Below are 1,830 nucleotides of genomic sequence, written 5' to 3' on the forward strand. Positions count from 1 at the left end.
CTGGCTTAGTAAGAAGTTTAGGCAAACCACCCTAGTGATTGCCGTCAGCCAGCTCTTGTATGGACAAGAAGGTGGCTTTGCTCCGTGGTATCTTATGAAAGGACAAATTTATGGCAGAATTTACATTTGAAATTGAGGAGAAACTGTTGGTTCTCTCAGAAAACGACAAGGGTTGGACCAAGGAACTTAATCGGGTCAGCTTCAATGGTGCTCCAGCCAAGTACGACATCCGCTCTTGGAGCCCCGACCACACCAAGATGGGCAAGGGAATCACCTTGACCAATGAAGAATTTAAGGCCTTGGTGGAAGCCTTCAAAAATTAAAGAAAAGGTGACCCTGCTCATGGAGCAGTGGTCACCTTTTTTTTGCAGTGGCAAGCCTGCTTCCAGCAACTTTCTACCCAAAAAGTCAGATAATGTGCCCGTCCTAATTACTGGGCTCCCATGAGGCTTCCTAACTTGAGGCACTTGGGGTTTAAGTAGGTCTGCTTGGTTTGGTGACTGTCAGCTAGAAAAACAGTCAATTTCCTAGCTGGGTGGCTCCATTCTAGGCCTTGCAACACACGACAAACGCATGAAGAAAATAACGTTTTCAGATAATAGATTCATAAAAAAGAGTCCACCTCCGGAGTTATAATAGACTTAGGAGGTGTCTTTATGTCTGAGATTATAGAATTTCTTATCACTGTCCGTGATGAGCGTGACAATTGGAAGATCAAGCATAGCTTGGCTGATATTGTGCTGCTCATCTTCTTTGCCCGCCTTTCAGGTGCAGAATTCTGGGAAGAAATAGAGGATTTTGGAAATATCTATGAAACTTCCTTACGTAGTGTACTTACCTTGGAAAACGGTATTCCATCTCACGACACCCTGCAACGTGTTTTTGCGACCTTGGATGCGCAAGTTTTGGTGGAAGTAACCTTGATGTGGAACGACATTCTCCGTGAGGCTGACCTGTCTGCTAAGACCTTTCCCAGCTTTGCCAAACGCCTCCTAGCAATTGACGGAAAGACCATTAAAGGCAACTCCAGTCAAACTCAAAAAGCCTTGCACATTGTGTCTGCCTATGCGACAGATTTAGGTATCTGTTATGGTCAAGTGGCAACCGATGACAAGAGTAATGAAATCACAGCTATCCCCGATTTGTTGGATAAGATTTCTGTAAAAGGGTGCTTGATTAGTATTGACGCTATGGGTACTCAGACTGCTATTGCCAACAAGATTATCAAGAAGCAAGCAGATTATTGCTTGGCGGTTAAAGAAAATCAGAAAGGACTTTTAGAGGATATTCAGCCTTTCTTTAACGTGGGTAAAAGGGAGACAGACAGTTACGAAACCGTAGAGAAGGCTCACGGCCAGGTTGAGACTAGACGTTATGAAGTCATTAACGATACGGCTTGGTTACGCAAGGAACGCCCTAACTGGGGTCATATCCAGTGTATTGGAAAAGCCAGTATCACGATTGATAAGGAGGGCAAACAAAGTGAGGATACCCGTTACTTTATCTTAAGTTGTCAGGCAAGTGCTAAGGAATTCTGTGCTTATGTCCGTGGGCATTGGCAAATTGAGAGCATGCATTGGCAGTTGGATGTTGTCTTTCGTGAGGACGCCAACAAGACCTTGAATAAACAATTAGCTTTTAACTTGAACGTGCTGGATAAGTTTTGTTTAGCTGTGCTTAAACAGTTAGATGTTGGCAAGAAAATGAGTTTGAGACGGAAAAAATTCAACTTAGGGATGAACTTTGACCAGTATTTGAAGAAATTAATCTAGTCAAAAAAGTGATCGTCTATGGTAAAACAGAGAAGAAACATTCATGCGTTTGTCGTGC

2 protein-coding genes are annotated in these 1,830 nt (G+C 43.3%); both read left to right on the top strand.

Features of this window, described 5'->3' with window-relative positions:
* The first annotated feature begins 110 nt into the window (after positions 1-110).
* Positions 111-323, top strand: coding sequence for a YdbC family protein (locus tag FH871_RS34265; protein ID WP_002963105.1), 213 nt, complete (start codon positions 111-113; stop codon positions 321-323).
* A 333-nt stretch (positions 324-656) separates the two neighbouring features.
* On the top strand, positions 657-1,772 hold the full coding sequence (locus tag FH871_RS34270) for an ISAs1 family transposase (RefSeq protein WP_094966472.1): 1,116 nt from the start codon (positions 657-659) through the stop codon (positions 1,770-1,772).
* Positions 1,773-1,830 lie beyond the last annotated feature (58 nt).

This window comes from Larkinella sp. C7 (assembly GCF_006149005.1).
Classification (GTDB): domain Bacteria; phylum Bacteroidota; class Bacteroidia; order Cytophagales; family Spirosomataceae; genus Larkinella.

Excerpts from the sequence above, each read along its gene's own strand:
- FH871_RS34265 (WP_002963105.1), top strand. The coding sequence starts at position 111 with ATGGCAGAATTTACATTTGAAATTGAGGAGAAACTGTTGGTTCTCTCA.
- FH871_RS34270 (WP_094966472.1), top strand. The coding sequence starts at position 657 with ATGTCTGAGATTATAGAATTTCTTATCACTGTCCGTGATGAGCGTGAC.